This is a genomic window from Pseudomonas khavaziana (genome assembly GCF_019145205.1).
Classification (GTDB): Bacteria; Pseudomonadota; Gammaproteobacteria; order Pseudomonadales; family Pseudomonadaceae; genus Aquipseudomonas; species Aquipseudomonas khavaziana.
Genome location: NZ_JAHSTT010000013.1, coordinates 36408 through 55536 on the forward strand (window position 1 = coordinate 36408; position 19129 = coordinate 55536).

Annotated in this window: 16 protein-coding genes; 11 read left to right on the forward strand and 5 right to left on the reverse strand. The window is 61.2% G+C overall.

Annotated features, from left to right (window positions below):
- Positions 1-59: 59 nt before the first annotated feature.
- On the reverse strand, positions 60-3971 hold the full coding sequence (gene hrpA, locus KVH01_RS24160; RefSeq protein WP_217883180.1) for an ATP-dependent RNA helicase HrpA: 3912 nt from the start codon (positions 3969-3971) through the stop codon (positions 60-62).
- 177 nt (positions 3972-4148) lie between these two features.
- A complete protein-coding gene (aceK, locus tag KVH01_RS24165) occupies positions 4149-5858 on the reverse strand; it encodes a bifunctional isocitrate dehydrogenase kinase/phosphatase (RefSeq protein WP_217883181.1) in 1710 nt (569 codons plus the stop codon).
- A 154-nt stretch (positions 5859-6012) separates the two neighbouring features.
- On the opposite strand from aceK, the gene KVH01_RS24170 reads away from it, so the two are divergent.
- Entirely contained in the window at positions 6013-6909 is an 897-nt protein-coding gene (locus tag KVH01_RS24170) for a DMT family transporter (protein WP_217883182.1), read from the forward strand.
- Between the two features lie 105 nt (positions 6910-7014).
- Here KVH01_RS24170 and KVH01_RS24175 read toward each other — a convergent pair whose 3' ends face one another.
- Positions 7015-7875 carry a DMT family transporter gene (locus KVH01_RS24175; protein WP_217883183.1) on the reverse strand — a complete coding sequence of 287 codons (861 nt, stop codon included), beginning with the start codon at positions 7873-7875 and terminating at the stop codon, positions 7015-7017.
- Positions 7876-8302: 427 nt separating this feature from the next.
- On the opposite strand from KVH01_RS24175, the gene KVH01_RS24180 reads away from it, so the two are divergent.
- Entirely contained in the window at positions 8303-9094 is a 792-nt protein-coding gene (locus tag KVH01_RS24180; RefSeq protein WP_217883184.1) for a CPBP family intramembrane glutamic endopeptidase, read from the forward strand.
- 94 nt (positions 9095-9188) lie between these two features.
- Complete coding sequence (locus KVH01_RS24185; RefSeq protein ID WP_043048987.1) at positions 9189-10754, forward strand: methyl-accepting chemotaxis protein; 1566 nt, start codon at positions 9189-9191, stop codon at positions 10752-10754.
- Positions 10755-10858: 104 nt separating this feature from the next.
- Here KVH01_RS24185 and KVH01_RS24190 read toward each other — a convergent pair whose 3' ends face one another.
- Positions 10859-11554, reverse strand: a complete 696-nt coding sequence (locus KVH01_RS24190) for an alpha/beta family hydrolase (RefSeq protein WP_217883185.1) — start codon at positions 11552-11554, stop codon at positions 10859-10861.
- 79 nt (positions 11555-11633) lie between these two features.
- Between KVH01_RS24190 and ccoN (KVH01_RS24195) the strand changes: the two genes are divergently transcribed.
- The 8 genes from ccoN (KVH01_RS24195) to ccoP (KVH01_RS24230) all read left to right on the forward strand — a co-directional run bounded on the left by ccoN (KVH01_RS24195) (position 11634) and on the right by ccoP (KVH01_RS24230) (position 18503).
- On the forward strand, positions 11634-13058 hold the full coding sequence (gene ccoN, locus KVH01_RS24195; RefSeq protein WP_046071707.1) for a cytochrome-c oxidase, cbb3-type subunit I: 1425 nt from the start codon (positions 11634-11636) through the stop codon (positions 13056-13058).
- 10 nt (positions 13059-13068) lie between these two features.
- Positions 13069-13677 (forward strand): cytochrome-c oxidase, cbb3-type subunit II, encoded by a 609-nt coding sequence (gene ccoO / locus KVH01_RS24200; RefSeq protein ID WP_003193159.1) that lies wholly within the window; start codon positions 13069-13071, stop codon positions 13675-13677.
- A gap of 3 nt (positions 13678-13680) precedes the next feature.
- Positions 13681-13881: a CcoQ/FixQ family Cbb3-type cytochrome c oxidase assembly chaperone gene (locus tag KVH01_RS24205; RefSeq protein ID WP_043048991.1), complete on the forward strand. Its 201-nt coding sequence runs from the start codon at positions 13681-13683 to the stop codon at positions 13879-13881.
- Positions 13878-14825, forward strand: coding sequence for a cytochrome-c oxidase, cbb3-type subunit III (ccoP, locus tag KVH01_RS24210; protein WP_217883186.1), 948 nt, complete (start codon positions 13878-13880; stop codon positions 14823-14825). The genes KVH01_RS24205 and ccoP (KVH01_RS24210) overlap by 4 nt, the downstream gene beginning before the upstream one ends.
- Before the next feature lie 462 nt (positions 14826-15287).
- Positions 15288-16730 (forward strand): cytochrome-c oxidase, cbb3-type subunit I, encoded by a 1443-nt coding sequence (gene ccoN, locus KVH01_RS24215; protein WP_043048995.1) that lies wholly within the window; start codon positions 15288-15290, stop codon positions 16728-16730.
- Positions 16730-17338 (forward strand): cytochrome-c oxidase, cbb3-type subunit II, encoded by a 609-nt coding sequence (ccoO, locus tag KVH01_RS24220; RefSeq protein WP_003193167.1) that lies wholly within the window; start codon positions 16730-16732, stop codon positions 17336-17338. Before ccoN (KVH01_RS24215) ends, ccoO (KVH01_RS24220) begins: the two co-directional genes overlap by 1 nt.
- Before the next feature lie 5 nt (positions 17339-17343).
- A complete protein-coding gene (locus KVH01_RS24225) occupies positions 17344-17529 on the forward strand; it encodes a CcoQ/FixQ family Cbb3-type cytochrome c oxidase assembly chaperone (protein WP_003193169.1) in 186 nt (61 codons plus the stop codon).
- Positions 17526-18503, forward strand: coding sequence for a cytochrome-c oxidase, cbb3-type subunit III (ccoP, locus tag KVH01_RS24230; RefSeq protein ID WP_056845629.1), 978 nt, complete (start codon positions 17526-17528; stop codon positions 18501-18503). Before KVH01_RS24225 ends, ccoP (KVH01_RS24230) begins: the two co-directional genes overlap by 4 nt.
- Before the next feature lie 95 nt (positions 18504-18598).
- On the opposite strand, the gene KVH01_RS24235 is transcribed toward ccoP (KVH01_RS24230), so the two are convergent.
- Complete coding sequence (locus KVH01_RS24235) at positions 18599-19015, reverse strand: hypothetical protein (protein ID WP_198718916.1); 417 nt, start codon at positions 19013-19015, stop codon at positions 18599-18601.
- Between the last annotated feature and the right edge of the window lie 114 nt (positions 19016-19129).

Consider the following 19129-nt stretch of genomic DNA (forward strand, 5'->3'; position numbering starts at 1 on the left):
ATCGGGAGCAAGCCCCCTCCCACATTTGGGACCTGCCCAGTTCGGGAAACCGGGAAGGTTCAGGGCTCTACCTGGCTCCATTGCTTGCTCAAGCGCTTATCGGAAATCGGTACCTTGGTGCCCAACTGCTGGGCAAACAACGACACACGATATTCTTCCAGCCACCAGCGGTACAGCTCCAGCTGCGGGTCGCGCTTGCCTTCCTGGGTGTGTTTGTTCAGGCGATTCTGATATTGCGCCCACAGGCCGCCCAGTTCGGTGCTCCACACCCGGTCCTTCTGCACCTGGCTCGGCAGTTTTTCCAGGCGCAACTCGATGGCCTTGAGGAAACGCGGCAGTTCCTTGAACCATTGCGCCGGGGTTTCGCGCACGAACCCCGGGTATACCAGGTTGGCCAGTTGCTGCTTGATATCGTTCAAAGCTACCGCCTGGGCCAGGTCGATCTTGCCTTTGAAGCGCTTTTGCAGGCCGTGCCACAGCTTCAGTACTTCCAGGGTCAGGCGCGCCAGGCGTTCGGCGTGTTCGGTCCAGCTGCCGCGCTTGCGTTCCGCCAAAGCCGCCAGGCCGGCGCCATCACGAGGCAGGCTGGCTTCGCCTTCCAGGACGCAGGTGTCGAGGCTGGCCAGCAGGATGTCTTCCACCAGCGCGTCGATACGCCCCAACTCGCGGTACATCAAGCCCAACTCGGTCAAGCCCGGCAATTTGCCGCGCAGGAATTTCGCCGGCTCGGCCAATTGCTGCATCAGCAGACGCTGCAACGCGCGGCGATGCTGGAACTCAGCCTCGGCGGCGGTCGAGAAACGGCCTTCCTTGACCGTACCGTTTTCCTCTACCAGCGCCGGGTACACCGTCATCGACAGCCCGGCGATGTTTTGCTGGGTCTTTTCGGCCACCGCCGCGAACACCTTGGCCTCCACCGGCTGCTGGCTTTTCGCGGTCTGTGGCACGGCCAGGGCGGCCTGGCTGGCTTCGGCAAACCGTGCGGTCAACTCGGCAAGGTCGCGGCCTTCGCCAAGGAACTTGCCCTGGCCGTCGACCACTTCCAGGTTCATCTTCAGGTGGCTTTCCACCTGTTGTGCCGCTTCGGCCCAGGCTTCATCGCTGACCCGCGCACCAGTCATGCGCAGCAGTTCGCGCCCCAGCGCCTGGGGCAGCGAGCCCTGGCCGAACTCGATACGTTGCAGCGCCGCCTTGACGAAGTCCGGCACCGGCACGAAGTTCTTGCGCAGCGCCTTGGGCAAGTTACGCACCAGGGCGATGCACTTGGCTTCGATCACGCCTGGCACCAGCCACTCCAGGCGCTCGGCCGGCAAGGCCGGCAGCAACGGCGCCGGCACGCGCAGGGTGACGCCGTCGCGGGGGTGATTGGGTTCGAAGTGATAACTCAAGGCCAGCGCCAGGTCGCCCAGGTGCAAGGTGTCCGGATAATGCGCAGCGGTGACTTCACTGGCCTCACGGGCCAGCACGTCTTCTTCGCGCATGATCAGCAATTGCGGGTCTTTCTGGCTGTTGACCTTGTACCAGCTGTCAAAGGTGGCCGTCTGGTGGATCTCCGCCGGCAGGCGCGCGTCGTAGAAGGCGTAGAGGGTTTCTTCGTCGGCGAGGATGTCGCGACGGCGGGCCTTGGCCTCCAACTCGTCGAGTTGCTCCAGCAGGCGCTGGTTGGCTGTCAGGCACTTGGCCCGGGACTGAATCTCACCGCGTACCAGGCCTTCCCGGATAAACAACTCGCGGGACACTACCGGGTCAATCGGCCCGTAATGCACCGGCCGACGTCCGACGATGATCAACCCGAACAGTGTGATTTGCTCAAACGCCACCACCTGGCCGCGCTTCTTCTCCCAATGGGGCTCGAAGTGGTTTTTCTTGATCAGGTGCCCGGCCAGCGGCTCGATCCAGTCGGCGTCGATCTTCGCCACCATGCGCGCATAAAGCTTGGTGGTTTCCACCAACTCGGCAGTCATCAGCCATTGCGGGCGCTTCTTGCCAATGCCGGACGAGGGGTGGATCCAGAAACGCCGCTGCCGCGCACCGAGGTAATCGCCGTCTTCGGTCTTCTGGCCGATCTGGCTGAGCAGGCCGGACAGCACCGCCTTGTGCAGCTTGGGAAAGTCCGCCGGTTCTCTATTGACGCTCAACTGCATGTCGCGGCAGATCAGGCTCAACTGGCGATGGGAATCGCGCCACTCGCGCAGGCGCAGGTAGTTGAGGAAGTTCTTGCGACACCAGTTGCGCAGCGGGCTGGCGGTCAATTCCTGGCGTTGCTCTTCAAAGCCACGCCACAGGTTGACCAAACCGGCGAAGTCCGAGTCCGGATCTTTCCACTGCGCATGGGCCTGGTCGGCGGCTTGCTGACGTTCCGGTGGGCGCTCGCGGGGATCCTGGATCGACATGGCGCTGGCGACAATCAGCACCTCCTGCAAACTGCCGAGCTTGGCCGCTTCCAGCAACATGCGACCCATGCGCGGGTCCACCGGCAAGCGGGCGAGCTGGCGCCCCAACGGGGTGAGCTGGCTGTTGCGGTCCACCGCCGAGAGTTCTTGCAGCAGGTTGAAACCGTCACTGATCGCCTTGCCATCCGGCGGTTCGATAAACGGGAAATCGGTGATCTCGCCCAGGCGCAGGTGCAGCATCTGCAGAATCACGGCGGCCAGGTTGGTGCGCAAAATTTCCGGGTCGGTAAATTCCGGGCGGCCGATAAAGTCCTCTTCGCTGTACAAGCGAATGCAAATGCCCGGCTCGACCCGGCCACAGCGCCCCTTACGCTGGTTGGCGCTGGCCTGGGAGATCGCCTCGATGGGCAGGCGCTGCACTTTGGCGCGATAACTGTAGCGACTGATGCGTGCCGTGCCGCTGTCGATCACGTAGCGAATGCCCGGCACGGTCAGGGAGGTTTCTGCGACGTTGGTCGCGAGCACCACGCGCCGCCCTGGGTGGGACTGGAAAATGCGCTGCTGCTCAGCCGGTGACAGGCGCGCATACAGCGGCAGGATCTCGGTGTGCTTGAGCTGGGCTTTGCGCAGCATATCGGCCGCGTCGCGGATCTCACGCTCGCCGGGCAAAAACACCAGCACGTCGCCGGGGCTGCGTCGCTCGCTACGCTCATAGGCGGCGATTTCATCGAGGGTGGCGAGGATCGCCTGGTCGACGGTCAGGTCGTCCTCGACACGGTTGCCCTCTTCGTCCTGCTCCAGGGTCAGCGGGCGATACCAGGTGTCCACCGGGAAGGTGCGGCCCGACACCTCGACAATCGGCGCGTCGTCGAAGTGCTTGGAAAAGCGCTCCAGGTCGATGGTCGCCGAGGTGATGATGACTTTCAGGTCAGGGCGACGCGGCAATAGGGTCTTGAGGTAGCCGAGCAGGAAGTCGATGTTCAGGCTGCGTTCGTGGGCTTCGTCGACGATGATCGTGTCGTAGCGCTCGAGGTAACGGTCGTTCTGGGTCTCGGCCAGCAGGATGCCGTCGGTCATCAGCTTGACCAGGGTGTTGGCATCGCTCTGGTCTTCGAAGCGCACCTGATAGCCGACCAACGCGCCCAATGGCGTGGCCAACTCTTCTGCTACACGGCTGGCGACACTGCGCGCCGCAATCCGGCGCGGTTGGGTGTGGCCGATCAGGCCGTATTGACCGCGGCCGATTTCCAGGCAGATTTTCGGCAACTGGGTGGTCTTGCCCGAGCCGGTCTCGCCGGCAATGATCAGTACCTGATGCTTGAGCAGCGCGTCCTTGATCTCATCGCGCTTGGCGGCAATCGGCAGGCTGTCGTCATAGCGAATCACTGGCAGGCTGGCGCGCCGTGCCGTGACCTGGGCACAGGACGCTTGCATGCGCGCCACCCACTGCGCCAGCTTGTCCTCATCGGGCTTCTTGCGCAGCTCGAGCAACTGCCGACGCAAGCGGTGGCGGTCGGCGAGCATGGCGTGATCGAGGGTTTTGAGCAGTTGGTCGATGGTGGGTGCTTGGTCAGTCATCAGCTACTTCGACGGTCATCTATGTTATGCGCGGCCGGCAAGTGTGGCAGAAAAGCGACTCATCTGGCAGGTCAAACATGTGGGAGGGGGCTTGCTCCCGATGACGGCGGGTAAGTTAATGAAGGTGTTGACTGATTCACCGCCATCGGAGCAGGCCCCCTCCCTCACCGGGATGCGTTAAAGCGGGTCCTTTCTGCGATAGGGGAACACATCGATGACCTTGCCGGCACGAATTGCGTCCTGCAGGCCCTTCCAGTAATCGGCGTTGTACAACTCGCCATGCAGCTCGTCGAACAGCTTGCGCTGGCCGGCGTCGGCAAACAGGAACGGCGGGAATTCCTCGGGAAACACGTCCAGCGGGCCGATGGAGTACCAGGGCTCGGAGGCCATTTCATCCTCGGGGGTACGCGGTGCGGGGATATGCCGGAAGTTGGCTTCGGTGAGGAAACAGATCTCGTCATAGTCGTAGAACACCACGCGGCCGTGACGGGTGACGCCGAAGTTTTTCAGCAGCATGTCGCCGGGGAAGATATTCGCCGCTGCCAGTTGTTTGATCGCCAGGCCGTAGTCTTCCAGGGCTTCGCGTACCTGGGCGGGGTTGGCGTTGTCGAGGTAGAGGTTGAGCGGGGTCATGCGCCGCTCGGTCCAGCAGTGACGGATGAGCACCGTGTCGCCTTCCACTTGCACCGTGCCGGCAGCGACTTCCAGCAGCTCGGCCAGGCACTCTGGCTCGAACTTGCCCAGGGGGAAGCGAAAGTCGGCGAACTCCTGGGTGTCGGCCATACGCCCGACCCGGTCGACACTCTTAACCAGGCGATATTTCTCGATCACCGTGGCGCGGTTCACGTTTTTTGACGGCGAAAAGCGGTCCTTGATGATCTTGAACACAGTGTTGAAGCCTGGCAGCGTGAATACGCTCATGACCATGCCGCGCACGCCGGGGGCCATGATGAACTGATCATCGGTGGTAGCCAGGTGGTTGATCAACGCGCGGTAGAACTCGGATTTGCCGTGCTTGTAGAAGCCGATCGAGGTGTACAGCTCGGCAATGTGCTTGCCCGGCAGGATGCGCTTGAGAAAGCCGATGAATTCGGCGGGCACCGGCACATCGACCATGAAATAGGACCGGGTGAACGAGAAGATGATCGATACGTCGGCTTCGTCGGTGATCAACGCATCGATCTGGATGCCACGGCCTTCGCGGTGCAGCAGCGGAATGACCAGGGGCCATTGTTCGTCACGCGTGTAGATGCGCCCTACCAGGTAGGCACCTTTGTTGCGGTAGAGCACCGAGGAAAACAACTCGACGTTGAGGTCCGGGTCTTTGCATACCCAATCCGGCAGGTTTTCCCGCAGTTGGGCTTCGAGGCGTTGCAGGTCTGCCGGCAGGTCGGCGTAGGGCTCGCTGAAACTGTAGTCAGCAAACACCTGCGCGAGCATCTGCGCAATATTACCGGTTGGCGTGTAGATCCGGGTTTGCGCCGCCCTTGCACGGCGCTGGCTTGGCCGAGTGGTGTGGATGAACATGCAGCGGTCGCTGATCAGGTCATGGCTGAACAGGCCGCAGAAGATCGAGTTGTACCAGGTCTCGGAGAGTTCATCGTCAAAGCGCAGGTCGATCAGGTCGATATAGGCGCTTTTCACCTGGGGCCACAGGTCGATGTCCAGCAGCGCGGCCGCTTCGGTGCTGGCTCGCAGGCGCGTGGTGACCTCGGCGACTTTCTCTTCATAGAGGTTGATACGCGCCGCCGAGGCGGCCTGCCCCTGCTGCCACTGCGCCTTCTCGAAACGTTCGCGGGCGCCATCGGTGATCAGGCGAAAGTGCTCACGGTAATCATCAAAACCGTCGAGGATCATCCGGGCGATAGCGAGGGCGGGCTGCGACATGCGGGAAACCTCGAGCGGGTAGCTGGAAGCCCAGAGCTTAGCCAGTGAACGGTGGCAGGAGAAGGAAGATTTTTCATGGGCCGCGGTACTTAGAGATTGTGTCGACCAGGACGCTGGGCAACACTCCCCCGCCTGATTGGCGTAGGAGTTTTCCGTGAGACCTGTTGATACCCTCTACTTGCTGGGACTGGCGGCCATCTGGGGCGCGAGTTTCCTGTTCATGCGCATCATCGCGCCGGAAATCGGCACCGTGCCGACTGCATTTTTCCGCGTGTCGATTGCTGCCGCGGGGTTGTTGGTGATCCTGGCGATGATGCGCGTGAGCTGGGATTTCCAGGGCAAGTTCAAGACGGTACTGCTGCTGGGCGTAATCAACTCAGGGATCCCGGCGACCATGTACTCGGTGGCGGCCCAGGTATTGCCGGCGGGTTATTCGGCGATCTTCAATGCCACCACGCCGCTGATGGGCGTGCTGATTGGCGGGGTGTTCTTCAGCGAACGCCTGACACCGTCGAAAGTCGCGGGGGTAGCCCTGGGGCTGCTTGGCGTAGCCGTGCTCACGCGTGCGGGGCCGGTGGCCTTTGATCTGCAATTGTTGATGGGCGCACTGGCGTGCCTGCTGGCGACCACCTGCTATGGCTTTGCCGGTTTTCTGGCGCGGCGCTGGCTGGATCAGCGCGGCGGGTTGGACAGTCGCCTGTCGGCCCTGGGCAGCATGCTCGGCGCTACATTGTTCCTGCTGCCGTTTTTTGCCTACAGCGCCATCAGCCAGCCACCGGCGAGCTGGGGCGGCTGGCAGGTATGGGCGTCGTTGCTGGGGTTGGGGCTGGTGTGCACGGCGTTTGCCTACATCCTGTACTTCCGCTTGCTGTCATCGATTGGCCCGGTCAAGTCGATGACTGTGACCTTTATGATCCCGCCATTCGGCGTGCTCTGGGGCGCGTTGCTGCTGGATGAGCCATTGTCCATGGCCCATCTGTATGGCGGAGTGTTGATTGCAGGGGCGTTGTGGTTGGTGCTGCGCCCGGCCAAATTACACCCCCCAAGGTAGGAGCGAGCTTGCTCGCGAAAAACCTGAGAGCACTCTGTTCATTCAGGATGCCCTCGTAATCGTTGACGTTCTTCGCGAGCAAGCTCGCTCCTACAGGGCTGGGTTTCAGTTTTTACGGAATACAAAGACCAAACCGACGATGATCAACAGCATCCCCAGCAGGCTCAACAGCGCCAGCCGATTGCCGAAGATCAAGTAGTCCATCACCGCCGTCACCGCCGGCACCAGGTAGAACAGGCTGGTGACATTCACCAGGTTGCCCCGGGCGATCAGGCGGTACAGCAACAGCGTTGCCAGCACTGATACCACCAACCCCATCCACAGCACCGGCAGGTAAAAGCTCGCATTGTGCTCGAAATGGAAGGGCTGGAATGGCACGAACACCGCGCATAACAACAGCCCGGCCAGGTATTGCAGCGGCAACGTGCCCAACGGATTGTCGGTAATGCGCTTTTGCATGATCGAGCCCAACGTCATGCTCGCCAGCGCCAGCAGCCCGAACAGCATCCCGGCCAGGGACATGCCTGCCAGCCCGATACCCTGGTACACCACCATGATCAACCCGGCCAGGCCCAACCCCAGGCCGAACAACCGGCGCCAGGAGCGCTGGCGTTCGACCAGCACCACGGTGAGGATCGGCTGTACGCCCATGATGGTCGCCATCACCCCAGGCGTGACTTTAAGGTCCAGGGCCAGCAGATAAAAAATCTGATAGGCCCCCAGCAGCACCAGGCCCGTCGACACCGCATAAAGCATGGGCTTGCCGGGACGTGGCAGCTGCAACTTGAGGATTGGCACCAGCACCACCAGCCCGGCCAGGGCGATGGCAAACCGGATCAGCAAAAAGGCAAAGGGGGAAGCATGAGCCAGGCCCAGCTTGGAGAAAATCGCCCCGCTGCTCCACAGCAGCACAAACAGGCTCGTCGAGGCCGCCGCGGCCAGGGATTGTTTCGAAAGAACAGACATGAGTTACCACCTGTGATCAGGCAAAAAAGCCGACTCGGTAAATACCGAATTTCAGTAGGTTTTTTCAGGTAGGCACAGGGCTACAGCGAACAGCTGATCAGCCCGAAATGCCAACACCCGGCGGTGATACGACTGCGTACACCGGCGTGCTACTGACAGGTGGCGGGTAGTGACTGATCTGCGCAGGCTGCTTGGCGCGGCACGGCACGGCACGACCACAGCGTTGACCGCTGAATCGACTACCGCTATGCGCTGGGAAGCTGGCATGTGCTGATCTTTTTTGAAGGGATAAAGACGCGTCGACTATAACTACCCGCAAACTTACTTGGCAATCCTTTCCCTACAGCCTTTTTGCGTGGAGGAGTTTTCATGCCGCCGGACCAGGCCGCTCGCTATAATGCCGCCCAGTTTTTTCGAAGGATTTCACATGATTGCCCTGCCCTGGCTGTACCTCACGCTGCTTTCCATTGGCTATGTCGTGGCCTTGCTCTACGGCCAACTGGGCCTGCTGGCAGCGGTGTCCGTGGCGCTGCTGTTGGTGGCCGGTTACGCCGTACGCCAGCAACGCAACCCCTGGGCCCGCTACCTGGGCCACGGGTTGTTCATCGTCCTGGCCCTGGGGCTGGCGATGCACTGGCTCCCGGGTTTCTACAACGGTCGGGGCATCGCACCCCAGCGTTTTACCCCTGACGCCGTGCCCTTCTCGATGTACCTGAACCAGGACAAACCGCTGATCGGCTTCTGGCTGCTATTGGCCTGCCCATGGATTGTGGCGCGGCGGTCATTGCGCCTGTCGATCTGCGTCACGGCCATGGCCCTGACCCTGACCGCCATCGCCGCCCTGGGTGGCGCCGCCCTGCTGGGCATGATCAGTTGGGCACCGAAGTGGCCGGACCAGGCGTGGCTGTGGGTGTTGAATAACCTGATGCTGGTGACGCTGGTTGAAGAGGCGCTGTTCCGTGGATATATCCAGGGCGGCCTGGGTCAGCGCTTCAAGCACCTGCCCTACGGCGAGAACCTCGCGCTGCTGCTGGCCTCGTTGTTATTCGGGCTGGTACACCTGGGCGCAGGTTGGCAGTGGGTGCTGCTGGCGAGTATTGCCGGCGTCGGTTACGGCCTGGCGTATCGCTTCGGCGGGTTGGGCGCGGCGATTGCCACGCACTTTGGCTTGAATCTGCTTCACTTCGGGCTGTTTACGTATCCGATGCTGGCCGGCTGAGCGTAAATCCGCTCGTCCGGATTGTTGCAAAAATAAGTTAAATAAATGCCCGCCATGGCCGATAACCCCTGAAAGCCTTGCGGATTGAACAATCATGCGTAATAACCAACCCGTTACCCAGCGCGAACGTACCTTCCCCGCTCAGCAACGGTTGATCTCCACCACAGATGCCAAGGGTGTCATTACCTACTGCAACGACGCGTTTGTCGAAATCAGTGGGTTCACCCGCGACGAGCTGACTCGGGCGCCGCACAACCTGGTGCGTCACCCGGATGTGCCGTCGGCGGTGTTCGCGCACATGTGGTCAACGCTCAAACAAGGCTTGCCATGGATGGGCATTGTCAAGAATCGCTGCAAGACCGGTGACCACTATTGGGTTAACGCCTATGTGACACCGGTCTTCGACGGCAACCAGGTGGTCGGCTACGAATCGGTGCGCATCAAGCCCACCGCCGAGCAGATCCGCCGGGCCGAAGCGCTCTATCAACGTATCAACCAAGGCAAGTCGGCCATTCCCCAGCGGGACAAGTGGCTGCCGGTGCTACAGGACTGGCTGCCATTTATTCTGGTCAGCCAATTGAGCTTCATGATCGGCGCCACCCTTACGTCCCAATGGGGCTTCGCCTTGGCGGCGGCGCTGTCGGTGCCGTTGGGCCTGCTGGGCCTGAGCTGGCAGCAGCGCGGCCTCAAGCGTTTGCTGCGCCTGGCCGAGCAGACTACCTCCGACCCGCTGATCGCACAGATGTACACCGACAGCCGTGGCGCCCAGGCGCGACTGGAGATGTCGATCCTCAGCCAGGAAGCACGTCTGAAGACCTGTCTTACGCGCTTGCAGGACACCGCCGAACACCTCAACGACCAGGCGGCACGCTCCAACACCCTGGCGCACAACAGCTCCAGTGGCCTGGAACGCCAGCGTGTGGAGACCGAACAGGTCGCCACTGCGGTCAACCAGATGGCCGCGACCACCCAGGAAGTTGCCAGCCATGTGCAGCGCACCGCCGACGCTACCCAGGAAGCCAACCGCCTGACCGGTCGCGGTCGCGATATCGCCGGGGAAACCCGCGAAGCGATCCAGCGGCTGTCGGCGGCCGTGGGCGAGACTGGGGTAACCGTCACCCAATTGGCCAAGGACAGCGATGAGATCGGCGGCGTGGTCGATGTGATCAAAGGCATCGCCGACCAGACCAACCTGCTGGCCCTCAACGCCGCCATCGAAGCGGCGCGTGCCGGTGAGATGGGCCGTGGTTTTGCCGTCGTGGCTGACGAAGTGCGCCAGTTGGCCCAGCGGACAGCAGAGTCCACCGGGCAGATCCATACCCTGATCGCCAAGCTGCAACACACCGCGGCTGCGGCCGTGCAAACCATGGACGCCGGGCATCGCCAGGCTGAAGAAGGTGTGGCGCGGGTGATGGAAGCGGACCAGGCGTTGGTGGGCATCAGCGAAGCGGTGGCGAATATCACCGACATGACCACCCAAATTGCCGCCGCCACCGAGGAGCAAAGCTCTGTTGCCGAGGAGATCAGCCGCAATATCAGCACCATTGCGCTGTTGGCCGATCAGACGTCGGAGCAGGCAATGAACTCGGCGCAGTTGAGTGAAGAGCTGACTCATACCGCCAATACCCAGTATTCGCTGGTAGAGCGCTTCAACCGGTAGACCACTGTGGCGAGGGAGCTTGCTCCCGGTGGAGTGCGAAGCGCTCCCAAGACTTTTGGGGCCGCTGCGCAGCCCAGCGGGAGCAAGCTCCCTCGCCACAGGTTTCATTCAAGACTCAGCAAAAAACTCGACACCTGCACCGCCGCAGCCTCCAGATGCTGCTCATGGGTAAACCCCGAAGCCTTCAACGGCTTCAGGTCATGGTCCCCTGCCACCAGCCACATCACCTCGATGCCCGGCGACAAATCATAGCCCTCCACCGCCGCACGATTACCCAGCGCATCGCGCTCACCCTGCACAATCAACGTCGGCGTCTTCAGCCCGGCCAGATGCTCGATCCGTGGTTTTTCCGGCTTGCCCGCCGCATAAAACGGATACCCCAGGCACACCAAGCCATCGGCCCCCAACTCGTCGGCAACTAAACTCGCCATGCGCCCGCCCATGGACTTGCCGCCAATCGCCAGTTTCCCAGCGACATGACGTCGCACCTCGGCATAAATCTCGCGCCAGCATTCCAGCAGTTTTGGCGCCGGATTCGGCGGGCGCTTGCCGCCATCCACACGGCGCTGGGCCATGTACGGGAACTCGAAGCGCAATACGTTCACGCCATGCCCGGCAAGGCGTGCCGCCATGTCGTTCATGAATGCCGAGTCCATTGGCGCGCCGGCGCCATGGGCCAGGATCAGGGTGACCGGCTCGCTCGAAGCCGTACCCGTGGCGACATCCCACAGCCAGCCGCGTTCGCGCACACACTGCGCCCATTGATCCCCGTCAATACTGGCCTTGTGCTCTTTGCCCATGCTTGCCTCGCTTTTTAGTCTGCCTATAACTCCAGCCCAAGTGCCGCATCTGCTTGGGTTGAACCGTGGATGGGGAACCATGAACACTACTTTAAGTACCGCCTATAACTACAAGGTGGTCCGCCAATTCGCCATTATGACGGTGGTGTGGGGCATCGTCGGCATGGGGCTCGGGGTTTTTCTCGCCGCCCAATTGGTTTGGCCTGCGCTCAATTTCGATTTACCTTGGACCAGCTTTGGAAGACTGCGCCCGTTGCACACCAACGCGGTGATCTTTGCCTTTGGGGGCTGCGCACTGTTTGCCAGCTCGTTCTACTCGGTGCAGCGCACCTGCCAGACCCAGCTGTTTGCGCCGAAACTGGCAGCGTTCTGCTTCTGGGGCTGGCAGCTGGTGATCCTGCTGGCCGCGATCAGCTTGCCGCTGGGCTACACCAGCTCCAAGGAATACGCCGAGCTGGAATGGCCGATCGACATTCTCATCACCATCGTCTGGGTCGCCTACGCCATTGTGTTCTTCGGCACCGTGGCCAAGCGCAACACCAAGCATATCTATGTGGGTAACTGGTTCTTCGGCGGGTTTATCCTCACCGTGGCGATCCTGCATATCGTCAACAACCTGGAAATCCCGGTCAGCCTGACCAAGTCCTACTCGCTGTATGGCGGGGCGACGGATGCCATGGTGCAGTGGTGGTATGGGCATAACGCTGTGGGCTTTTTCCTCACCGCGGGCTTCCTGGGGATGATGTACTACTTCGTGCCCAAGCAGGCCGAACGTCCGGTGTATTCCTATCGCTTGTCCATCGTGCACTTCTGGGCGCTGATCACCCTGTACATCTGGGCAGGTCCCCACCACTTGCACTACACCGCGCTGCCGGATTGGGCTCAGTCCCTGGGCATGGTGATGTCACTGGTGCTGCTGGCCCCGAGCTGGGGCGGCATGATCAACGGCATGATGACCCTCTCGGGCGCCTGGCATAAGCTGCGCAGCGACCCGATCCTGCGCTTCCTGGTGGTGTCCCTGGCGTTCTACGGCATGTCGACCTTTGAAGGTCCGATGATGGCGATCAAGACCGTCAACGCCCTCTCCCACTACACCGACTGGACCATCGGCCACGTACACGCCGGCGCGCTGGGCTGGGTAGCGATGATCTCCATCGGCGCGCTGTACCACATGATCCCGAAAGTCTTCGGTCGCGAGCAGATGTACAGCCTCGGCCTGATCAACGCGCACTTCTGGCTGGCCACCATCGGCACCGTGCTTTACATCGCCTCGATGTGGGTCAACGGCATCGCCCAGGGCCTGATGTGGCGTGCAGTCAACGAAGACGGCACCTTGACCTACTCCTTCGTCGAAACCCTGGTGGCCAGCCACCCAGGCTTCATCGTGCGACTGGTGGGCGGTGCGATCTTCCTCACCGGCATGTTGCTGATGGCTTACAACACGTGGCGCACCGTGCGTTCGGCGCAACCGGCCGAAGTCACCGCCGCAGCGCAGATGGCCTGAGGAGTCGATGATGAAACACGAAACGATTGAAAAGAACGTCGGCCTGCTGATGCTGCTGATGGTGCTCGCCGTAAGCATCGGCGGCCTGACCCAGATCGTCCCGCTGTTCTTCCAGGACGTGACCAACAAACCGGTGGAAGGCATGAAGCCCTACACCGCGTTGCAATTGGAAGGCCGCGACATCTACATCCGCGAAGGCTGCGTGCAGTGCCACTCGCAGATGATCCGCCCGTTCCGCGCCGAGACCGAACGCTACGGTCACTACTCGGTGGCAGGCGAAAGCGTGTGGGACCACCCGTTCCTGTGGGGCTCCAAGCGCACCGGGCCAGACCTGGCCCGCGTTGGCGCGCGCTACTCGGACGACTGGCACCGCGCGCACTTGTACAACCCGCGCAACGTGGTACCGGAGTCGAAGATGCCGGCCTATCCATGGCTGGTCACCGCCGCCGTCGACAGCAGCCATACCGAGACCAAATTGAAGGTGATGCGCACCCTCGGCGTGCCCTACACCGACGACGACATCAATGGCGCCGTCGCCAGTCTCAAGGGCAAGACCGAGATGGACGCGCTGGTTTCCTACCTGCAAGTGCTCGGCACTGCCATCAAGAGCAAGAGGTGAGCCATGGGATTTGAATTCGATGCAGGCACCATCCGCGGCCTAGGCACGCTGGTGGTCGCCATCGCCTTTATCGGCCTGTCGCTGTGGGTGTTCAGCCCACGGCGCAAGTCGGAGTTTGACGATGCGACCATGCTGCCGTTTGCCGATGAACCCTCCCCAACCGACGCTCAAGCAGAGCCAGCAACAAGGAGCACTCGGCCATGACTACCTTCTGGAGTACATGGATCTGCGTATTGACCCTCGGCAGCCTGATCGGCCTGACCTGGCTCTTGGTCGGCACCCGCAAGGGCGAGACCAAGGGCAGCGTCGACCAGACCATGGGCCACGCCTTCGACGGTATCGAGGAATACGACAACCCGCTGCCCCAGTGGTGGTTCATGTTGTTCGCCGGCACCCTGGTGTTTGCCGTCGGCTACCTGATCCTCTACCCGGGCCTGGGCAACTGGAAAGGCGTGTTGCCGGGTTATGAGGACGGCTGGACCCAGACCAAGGAATGGGACAAGGAGATGGCCAAGGCCGACGCCAAGTTCGGGCCGATCTTCGCCAAATTCGCGGCGATGCCTGTGGAAGAAGTCGCCAAGGACCCGCAAGCGTTGAAGATGGGCGGTCGTCTGTTCGCCTCCAACTGCGCGGTGTGCCACGGCTCGGATGCCAAGGGCGCCTATGGCTTCCCGAACCTGGCGGACAGTAACTGGCGCTGGGGCGGTTCGGCCGAAGCGATCAAGGCCACCATCATGGCCGGTCGTCACGCGGCGATGCCGGCCTGGGGTGAAGTGCTGGGTGAGGACGGCGTGAAGAACGTCGCCGCCTATGTGCGCCACGACCTGGCGAAGCTGCCCTTGCCAGCGGACAACAGCGCTGACCTGGCCGCCGGCCAAGCCGCATTCAGCACCACCTGCGTGGCTTGTCATGGCCCACAAGGCCACGGCGTGGAAGCCATGGGCGCGCCGAACCTGACCGAGCCAAGCGGCTTTATCTACGGCACCAGCCTGGCGCAGTTGCAGCAGACCATTCGCCATGGGCGCCAGGGCCAGATGCCTGCTCAGGAACTGCTGCAAGGTAATGACAAAGTGCATCTGCTGGCGGCGTACGTGTACAGCCTGTCCCACAGCGCTGATGGTGCAACGCCAGACAGCCCGACCGAGTAACCGCTGCCCCGGCCCGGGGCGGCAACCCGTTTTAGCGTAGGAGCGAGCTTGCTCGCGAAGAACTTGATAACGCCGCGGTTATCCAGAATGACCGAGGCGCTCTTGAGGACTTCGCGAGCAAGCTCGCTCCTACCGTGATCCGATGTTGTTTTCATTTGCGCGACCAAGTGTCGCACCCTCGCAACACCCAACTTTCCCCCCCTCATATTCGGGTCTACGCTTGTTCCCACAGTGGAGCAATTCTGGCGTAGGCGACGGTATCCGTTGCGCCCCCTAAAATTCCTGTCCACTTGATCAGCTTTCTATTTCGGATTTAATCCTTACGCCAAACATGGAAAGGGCGCAGAATCTGGCGTGGAACGCATTGATACAGGTCAGCCATTGCGTTGCAATGGCCCCTCGCTTTCTACATACTTGCGACCGATTTTACCTATAAAAAAACCTAAACCGTGGAACCTTAGAATGAGCACAGCAATCAGTCCGACTGCTTATAACTATAAGGTAGTCCGCCAGTTCGCCATCATGACGGTGGTCTGGGGGATCCTTGGCATGGGGCTCGGGGTGTTCATCGCCTCGCAACTGGTCTGGCCGCAATTGAATTTCGACCTGCCATGGACGACCTTCGGTCGCCTGCGCCCGCTGCACACCAACCTGGTGATCTTTGCCTTCGGTGGGTGTGCGTTGTTTGCCACTTCCTACTATGTCGTGCAGCGCACCTGCCAGACCCGCCTGATCTCCGACAGCCTGGCTGCCTTCACCTTCTGGGGCTGGCAAGCGGTCATCGTCGGCGCCATCATCAGCCTGCCCCTTGGCTACACCACCACCAAGGAATACGCCGAACTGGAATGGCCGATCGCGATTTTGCTCGCGATTGTCTGGGTGACCTACGCAGTGGTGTTCTTTGGCACCATCGTCAAGCGCAAGACCAAGCACATTTACGTGGGCAACTGGTTCTACGGGGCATTCATCCTGGTCACGGCGATGCTGCACATCGTCAACCATGCGTCCTTGCCGGTCAGCCTGTTCAAGTCCTACTCGGCGTACTCGGGTGCGACGGATGCGATGATCCAATGGTGGTACGGCCACAACGCCGTAGGCTTCTTCCTCACCACCGGTTTCCTCGGCATGATGTACTACTTCGTACCGAAACAGGCCGAGCGCCCGATCTACTCCTATCGCCTGTCCATCGTGCACTTCTGGGCGCTGATCACCCTGTATATCTGGGCCGGTCCTCACCACCTGCACTACACCGCGCTGCCGGACTGGGCACAATCGTTGGGCATGGCGATGTCGATCATCCTCCTGGCCCCAAGCTGGGGCGGCATGATCAACGGCATGATGACCCTGTCGGGCGCCTGGCATAAGCTGCGCACCGACCCGATCCTGCGCTTCCTGGTGGTGTCCCTGGCGTTCTACGGCATGTCGACCTTCGAAGGGCCGATGATGGCGATCAAGACCGTCAACTCGCTGTCCCACTACACCGACTGGACCATCGGCCACGTACACGCCGGCGCACTGGGCTGGGTGGCGATGATCTCCATCGGCGCGCTGTACCACATGATCCCCAAATTGTTCGGCCGCGTGCAGATGCACAGCGTCGGGCTGATCAATGCGCACTTCTGGCTGGCCACCATCGGCACCGTGCTCTACATCGCCTCGATGTGGGTCAACGGCATCACCCAGGGCCTGATGTGGCGTGCGATCAACGATGACGGCACCCTCACCTACTCCTTCGTCGAAGCGCTGCAGGCCAGCCACCCGGGCTTTATCGTGCGTGCCCTGGGCGGAGCGTTCTTTGCCAGCGGCATGCTGTTGATGGCCTATAACGTTTGGCGCACCGTGCGTGCCTCTGACCCTGTAGAAGCCGAAGCCGCCGCCAAGATCGCCGTAGTGGGAGCCCACTGATGAAGCATGAAGTAGTCGAGAAGAATATCGGCCTGCTGGCCTTCTTCATGGTCATCGCCGTGAGCATCGGCGGCCTGACCCAGATCGTGCCGCTGTTTTTCCAGGACGTGACCAACAAGCCAGTCGAAGGCATGAAGCCGCGCACCGCCCTTGAACTGGAAGGCCGCGACGTCTACATCGCCAACGGCTGCGTAGGATGCCACTCGCAGATGATCCGCCCGTTCCGTGCCGAAACCGAACGCTACGGCCACTACTCGGTCGCCGGTGAAAGCGTGTGGGACCACCCGTTCCTGTGGGGCTCCAAGCGCACCGGGCCGGACCTGGCCCGTGTCGGCGGGCGATACTCCGATGACTGGCAGCGTGCGCACCTTTACAACCCGCGCAACGTGGTGCCTGAGTCGAAAATGCCAGCGTATCCGTTCCTCGTGGAAAACAAGCTCGACGGCAAGGACACCGCGAAGAAGATGGAAGTCTTGCGCACCCTTGGCGTGCCCTACACCGACGAAGACATCGCCGGTGCAGCGGCCGCTGTGAAGGGCAAGACCGAAATGGACGCACTGGTGGCCTATCTGCAAGGCCTTGGCACCATCATCAAAAGCAAACGGTGACCTACATGGATATCGGGATGATTCGTGGCCTGGGCACCGTTGTGGTGATGGTGGCCTTTATCGGCCTGGCGTTGTGGGTGTTCAGTCCACGGCGCAAGTCGGAGTTTGACGACGCGACCATGTTGCCCTTCGCGGATGACCCCGAAGCCATCAAGCACGTCGAGCAAGCGTCTAGGAGTAACAAAGAATGACTACGTTCTGGAGTCTGTACGTCACAGTCCTGAGCCTGGGTACCATCTTCGCCCTGACCTGGCTGCTGCTGTCGACCCGCAAGGGCCAGCGCAGCGAACAGACGGACGAGACCGTCGGCCACTCGTTCGATGGCATCGAGGAATACGACAACCCACTACCGAAGTGGTGGTTCATGCTATTTGTCGGCACCATCGTCTTCGCCCTCGGCTACCTGGTGCTGTATCCCGGCCTGGGCAACTGGAAGGGCCTGTTGCCGGGCTACAACTACCTCGACAACGATAAGCAAACCTCCTTCGCCAACGGCCAGACCGGCTGGACCGGCGTGCATGAATGGGAAAAGGAAATGGCCAGGTCGGACGCCAAGTTCGGGCCGATCTTCGCCAAATTCGCCTCGATGCCCATTGAAGAAGTTGCCAAGGACCCGCAAGCCTTGAAAATGGGCGGCCGCCTGTTCGCCTCCAACTGCTCGGTGTGCCACGGCTCCGACGCCAAGGGCGCCTACGGCTTCCCCAACCTGACCGACGCCGATTGGCGCTGGGGTGGCGAACCGGAGACGATCAAGCAAACCATCATGCAGGGTCGCCACGCGGTGATGCCAGGTTGGGCCGAAGTCATCGGCGAGCAAGGGGTGGCTGACGTCGCGGGCTTTGTGGTGACCAACCTTGACGGCCGCAAGCTACCGGAAGGTGCCAAGGCCGACGTGGCCAACGGTGAAAAACTCTTCGCCGCCAACTGCGTGGCCTGCCACGGCCCGGCCGGTAAAGGCACGCCTGCAATGGGCGCGCCGGACCTGACTCATCCGGGGGCGTTTATCTACGGCTCGAGCTTTGCCCAACTGCAACAGACCATTCGCTATGGTCGCCAAGGCCAGATGCCGGCGCAGGAGCAACTGCAAGGGAATGACAAGGTGCATTTGCTGGCGGCGTATGTGTACAGCTTGTCCCATGGGGATAAGAAGGCCGAAGAACAGTAAAACCTCGAAAACAACAAAGCCCCGCGCAGTGAAAACTGGCGGGGCTTTTTTGTAGAAGGCTGTTACAACTACCTGTTAATGCTAAGCAGCGGCCTTTATCGAGCGTCCGGGCCGGCAGTTCTTTCCTCATGCTCAGTGAACAGCGCATCCTGGTAATTATGGATATCCTGCCGATCAAACTTGCGGTTACTCTCACCTTTTTCGTCCAAGTCCAGGGAAGCCGCGAAGCCAGCGCGGTTGAGGACTTCAAAAACCAGCACCTGGTCCGCCAAGGTAAATTGATTGCCGGCCAGCCCCAGGGCTATGTATTGCAAATAATCCAGCGTCAAAAAACCCGGGTTGTCAGGATCCACAAACCGATCAAAGTTGTCCATCAAGGTCTTCGCTAACTCATAGCGGTCGAGGCTGGCGTAAAGACTGGACATCTCATGCAGCGTTGCACGCGTCACGTTATCAGGCAGCGGCGCAGGGCCTGGAACGTTATACGTCGGCGGATTTGGAACAATAATCACGTGGTCACCTCATTGGTATGTAATCCCCCACCATGGGCGTTGGGGTGAAACCTGAGTGTTGATTTTCGCCGCTCAGTTCCTGCACATACCTGCCAGCCTTGCACCATTGCAGTA

Excerpts from the sequence above, each read along its gene's own strand:
- hrpA (WP_217883180.1), bottom strand. The coding sequence starts at position 3,971 with ATGACTGACCAAGCACCCACCATCGACCAACTGCTCAAAACCCTCGAT.
- aceK (WP_217883181.1), bottom strand. The coding sequence starts at position 5,858 with ATGTCGCAGCCCGCCCTCGCTATCGCCCGGATGATCCTCGACGGTTTT.
- KVH01_RS24175 (WP_217883183.1), bottom strand. The coding sequence starts at position 7,875 with ATGTCTGTTCTTTCGAAACAATCCCTGGCCGCGGCGGCCTCGACGAGC.
- KVH01_RS24180 (WP_217883184.1), top strand. The coding sequence starts at position 8,303 with ATGATTGCCCTGCCCTGGCTGTACCTCACGCTGCTTTCCATTGGCTAT.
- KVH01_RS24185 (WP_043048987.1), top strand. The coding sequence starts at position 9,189 with ATGCGTAATAACCAACCCGTTACCCAGCGCGAACGTACCTTCCCCGCT.
- KVH01_RS24190 (WP_217883185.1), bottom strand. The coding sequence starts at position 11,554 with ATGGGCAAAGAGCACAAGGCCAGTATTGACGGGGATCAATGGGCGCAG.
- ccoN (WP_046071707.1), top strand. The coding sequence starts at position 11,634 with ATGAACACTACTTTAAGTACCGCCTATAACTACAAGGTGGTCCGCCAA.
- ccoO (WP_003193159.1), top strand. The coding sequence starts at position 13,069 with ATGAAACACGAAACGATTGAAAAGAACGTCGGCCTGCTGATGCTGCTG.
- KVH01_RS24205 (WP_043048991.1), top strand. The coding sequence starts at position 13,681 with ATGGGATTTGAATTCGATGCAGGCACCATCCGCGGCCTAGGCACGCTG.
- ccoP (WP_217883186.1), top strand. The coding sequence starts at position 13,878 with ATGACTACCTTCTGGAGTACATGGATCTGCGTATTGACCCTCGGCAGC.
- ccoN (WP_043048995.1), top strand. The coding sequence starts at position 15,288 with ATGAGCACAGCAATCAGTCCGACTGCTTATAACTATAAGGTAGTCCGC.
- ccoO (WP_003193167.1), top strand. The coding sequence starts at position 16,730 with ATGAAGCATGAAGTAGTCGAGAAGAATATCGGCCTGCTGGCCTTCTTC.
- KVH01_RS24225 (WP_003193169.1), top strand. The coding sequence starts at position 17,344 with ATGGATATCGGGATGATTCGTGGCCTGGGCACCGTTGTGGTGATGGTG.
- ccoP (WP_056845629.1), top strand. The coding sequence starts at position 17,526 with ATGACTACGTTCTGGAGTCTGTACGTCACAGTCCTGAGCCTGGGTACC.